Source organism: Streptomyces sp. NPDC058375 (genome assembly GCF_042723425.1).
GTDB lineage: Bacteria > Actinomycetota > Actinomycetes > Streptomycetales > Streptomycetaceae > Streptomyces > Streptomyces durocortorensis.
Window position 1 is genome coordinate 1 of record NZ_JBHXJG010000389.1, and the last position, 4520, is coordinate 4520.

A 4520-nucleotide genomic window follows, 5' to 3' on the forward strand; every position below is an offset into this window, starting at 1 on the left:
CTACGAACGCAAGGCCGACCACTTCCTCGCCTTCACCAGCATTGCCTGCACCCTCATCTGCTACCGCAGGCTCGCCAAATGAGATGACTTCTAAATGGCGACCGCCGCCATGCCACTCAGGCAGGGAAGGCCAGTCAGCCGTTCGGCGCACTCACGCCAAGATCACTCATCGGCACCTCAGTCAGCGGCCGATTCGGGCGGCAGTCTGGTGCGCAGGGCCGTACGATGCAGGCGCAGAGGTCCGCTGGTCTTGGGTATACCTCTTTTTGCAGGCAGTCCACATCGGAGGGTGACAGGCGTATGGCGGCGAACGCCGATCACCTGAAAGCTCTTGTGCGGGCGCACTCCGAAGCCAACGACGACCTCTTCTACAGCGTCGCCCTGCAAGTTGCGGCGAAGTCCGCCCGCCAGGGGCAGGGAAAATTCGCCGTAGAGCTGCGTGAGCTGGTCGAGGCCGCCCAGCAGAGGCAGGGGAAGCCGGACACCCAGCGTGCCGTTACCCCGGTGGTGCAGCCTCGCGGTGAGCTGACCAGTCTCCTGACGGCAGGCTACCCGGACACCCAGCTCGACGACATGACCCTGGACGCCGGACTGCGTGCGTCACTGGACCGCGTGCTGCACGAACAACGACAGCGTGCACGGCTGGAGCGCTTCGGCTTTACCCCGGTGCATCGCATTCTGTTGTCCGGTCCTCCTGGGACGGGCAAGAGCATGACGGCAGCGGCTCTGGCTGGAGAGCTGAAACTGCCCCTGTTCACCATTCGCCTGGACGGTCTGATCAGCCGGTTCATGGGCGAGACCGCCGCCAAGCTACGTCTGGTCTTCGACGCCGTGGCTCAGACCCGTGCGGTCTACCTGTTCGATGAGTTCGACGCTCTGGGAGCCGAACGGGCGGCAGGCAACGATGTCGGCGAAGCCCGCAGGATCCTCAACTCATTTCTGCTGTTTCTTGATGAGGCACCTTCTGAGAGTCTCGTGGTGGCCGGCACCAACCACCACCAGCTTCTGGACCAGGCTCTGTTCCGTCGCTTCGACATGATCGCCACCTATGGCCCTCCCACCGGGGAGGAAGCTGTACAGGTGCTGCAGCGACGTCTAGCAGGAATGGACACAAGCACACTACGGTGGGGACTCGTGACAGAACGTGCATCGGGCTTGAGTCACGCCGAGCTGGTCAAAGCGGCGGAAGCAGCAGCCAAACGAGCCATCCTGGCTGACCGGGACGTGGTGGACGAGCAGCTGCTGCTTGAGGCCCTGACCGAGCGGCACGCCTCCCACCATGCCTGAGCCCGGCACTTCCGCACGGCTCAGTCCGCACCTGATCGTGCCCTGGGATGCCACCACCCTCACGCCGCGCTCTGAGCCTGCGGGGGGAAGCGGCCCGGCCCTGGTCCAGCACACAGACCGGCAGGGGCACGCCGACGCTTTGGTGGACGGGCTGGAGAAGGCCCGCCGGGAGTCAACCCGGCTCATGCAGCAGACGCCCGAGGACCGTCAGCCTGACGGTTTCGCGGTGCGTATCGAGGCGGCCCGCGACCATCCTCTGAGCCTGGAGCGCCTGGACGCATCCGGCCTGACACTCATGAGCAGCCACCCGCAGACCGAGAACAGTCAGCAGGACGCGCTGGTCTGGATCCCCTTCGACAAAGTCGCCTCGTTCACCCAGCGGATCGCCGACTTTACGGATGACACCCCCGGCGGCAAACCCAAGCAGGCCGTGCTGGTGGCCAATATGGAACAGGTCCAGCGGGCTCTGCTGGAGCACCTCTGGCAGGAGCGGCAGGATCTGCCGCCGCTGGACGAGGAGCGGTGGTGGGAGTTGTGGTTCGATCCGCGGATCTCGCCGACGGCGGTTGCCACCTTGCGTTCCCTGGCCGAAGAGCGTCGCTGGCGGGTCAGTGAACGGGCGATCCATGTCGGGGAACGCCTGGTGGCGCACGTCGCGACGACCGGTAACGAGCTGGCGTTCCTGTTGGCCACGAACGCCTGCCCTGCTGAGATCCGCAGCCCTACCTTCGCCGAGGGCCTCTACGCCGTCGACCGCGAGTTCCGCGTGGACCTCGTCAAGGATCTCGCCGCGCGCATCGAGCCGGCCGCACCGGAGGCCCCGGCGGTCTGCATCCTGGACACAGGGATAGCCCAGGAGCACGCCCTGCTGAAGCCCGCGTTGCACGAGCGCGCCTACAGCGTGCTCCCTGGCAGCACATCGGCCGACCGGATCGGGCACGGCACGCAGATGGCCGGGCTCGCCCTCTTCGGGGACTTCGCCGCAGCCCTTGAATCGCAAGGTCCCGTAGTCCTCGGTCACGGTCTTGAGTCCGTGAAGATCCTCAACGACGCTCACACACCCGACGCATCCCCGCGCACCTGTGCGGAAACGACCGCGAACGCGGTCGCGACCGCCGAGATCGGCAACGGAGGCCCCGCACCGTCGGGACGGGTCTTCTCGATGGCCGTCACCCGGCAGTCCGGGGAAGGGGAGAACGGCGTAGACGGCACCGCGACCCTGTGGTCAGCCACCCTGGACGCCCTGGCAGCAGGCACGGACGTCACCGTCGGGGACGACCGGATCGAGCTGGTCGGAGCTCCCGATCCTGAAGCGTCACGCCTGATCATCGTCAGCGCCGGCAACATCCGCGGTGCTGTCCCCCACCAGATGCGCCGCGACGACGGCACGCTGGATCCGCTGCTTCTGTCCGACCTGTCGCGCATCGAGGAACCCGCCCAGGCACACAACGTACTCACCGTCGGGGCATGCACGCATATGGACGCCGTCCCCGATTCCGCCCTGTTCCGGGGATACCGTCCGCTGGCGGCGCCGGGCGCCCTGTCCCCCTTCAGCCGGACCTCGGTGGCGCTGACCAACGCAGTCATCACCAAGCCCGACATCGTTCTGGAGGGCGGCAACATGCTCGTCGCCCCTGACGACAGCATCCTGGACGCACACGATCTGGTGAGCGTGGCGACCACCCACCACGACCCGGCGCGTCAGCTGACCTGGACGAACGCTACGAGCGCTGCCACGGCCCAGGCGGCTGCGCTCGCCGCCACGGCGATGAGCGCCTACCCCGGGTTGCGGCCGGAGACGGTTCGCGCCCTTCTCGTGCACGAAGCCCAGTGGACCCCGGCCATGGTCGAACAGGGCCTGTACAAGAAGACCGGTGCCCCCAGACTCGCCAAGGGCGACGTGATGCGACAGGTGATCCGCCGGTACGGATGGGGCATGCCCACCGCCGACCGCATCCGCAGCAGCGCCTCGAACGCCGTCACCATGATCATCCAGAACACTCTGGTGCCGTACAAGGTCAAGGGCGGGCAGGTTCGCCTGGCCGAACTCAAGCTGCACGAGCTGCCGTGGCCCCTGGAACAACTGCGCGACCTGGCCGAGACCACCGTCGACCTGCGCGTGACGCTCGCCTACATGATCGAGCCCAATCCCGGCCGGCGCGGCATGCTCGGCCGCTACAGCTACGCCTCGCACGGCCTTCGCTTCGCCATCAAAGGCCCTACCGAATCCAGCGACTCCTTCCAGAGGCGACTAGCGGAACAGGCCGAACACGAGAGCGACGGCCTTGGCAACCCCAAGGCATTCGAGTCCAACACCAAGTGGCTGGTCGGCCCCCGGGCCCGCAACCTCGGCTCCCTGCACGCCGACATCTGGCGCGGATCGGCGACCGAACTCGCCGACTGCGGCACACTCGCCGTCTACCCCGTCGGAGGCTGGTGGAAAGCGAACAGGCGCAGCAACCGCATCGGCCTGCCCGTCAGCTACGCCCTCCTGGTCTCCCTGCGTACACCAGAGGTCTCCACCGACCTGTATACGCCTATCGCCACCCAGCTCGGCGTGTCGATCGGGGTAGCTCCCCAAGCGCGTTCCGAGATCGTGGACGGCATCCCCATCCAAATGGAACTCGGCTGGTAGGCAGCCGTAGGATCCCGCCTTACCTGGCATGCGGGCTTGTCGAACCGGGCAGCCACTGAGACTTTCCGGCTCGCGAAGGGCTTCACCGGACTCGACCAGGGCCAAGTGACCTGCTGGAACTCCTGGATGCGCTGGTCACTGTTCTCCCAGATCGCCGCAGCCGTCCTCGCCCTGACGGCCACCGCCGTCCATGAGACCGCCGAGGAGCGGCCCGAGCTCGTCCCGCTGACCTGCCCCGAACTCATCCGCCTCCTGCGAGCCCTCGTCCTGCCGCCGCCCGCACGCGACCGCGAGCACGTCCTGCACTGGACCGCCTGGCGCCGCCATCACCAAGCGGTCGCGGCCGCCTGCCACCAGCAACGACACCACCGTCACAACCAGCCATGATCGGAACTACAGCTGCCGTGTCCGAGGAGGGCTTCCGCTCGGCGGCGGGTTCGGCCGGGGTGACCTGCGATGGGTGGGATGCCGCGGGTGGCGAGCGCCCCCGCCGGGGCGCGCGCGGCCAAAGGTCCCCCACCCGGCAACAACCCCGAATAGAGCGGGTCCGCCGCCGAACGGCCCACCCCCAGCCGGCCCACCGGCACCGCGCACCCCC

General features: G+C 67.5%; 3 protein-coding genes. All 3 read left to right on the forward strand.

Annotated features, from left to right (window positions below; all coding sequences use genetic code 11):
- Window positions 1-300: 300 nt before the first annotated feature.
- From ACFWM7_RS33800 to ACFWM7_RS33810, 3 genes are read left to right on the forward strand one after another with little or no spacing between them, the layout of a single operon-like run.
- Window positions 301-1287: an AAA family ATPase gene (locus ACFWM7_RS33800; protein ID WP_383268205.1), complete on the forward strand. Its 987-nt coding sequence runs from the start codon at window positions 301-303 to the stop codon at window positions 1285-1287.
- On the forward strand, window positions 1280-3922 hold the full coding sequence (locus ACFWM7_RS33805) for a S8 family peptidase (protein ID WP_383268207.1): 2643 nt from the start codon (window positions 1280-1282) through the stop codon (window positions 3920-3922). Before ACFWM7_RS33800 ends, ACFWM7_RS33805 begins: the two co-directional genes overlap by 8 nt.
- A gap of 36 nt (window positions 3923-3958) precedes the next feature.
- Window positions 3959-4309, forward strand: a complete 351-nt coding sequence (locus ACFWM7_RS33810) for a hypothetical protein (protein WP_383268209.1) — start codon at window positions 3959-3961, stop codon at window positions 4307-4309.
- The last annotated feature ends 211 nt before the right edge of the window (window positions 4310-4520 follow it).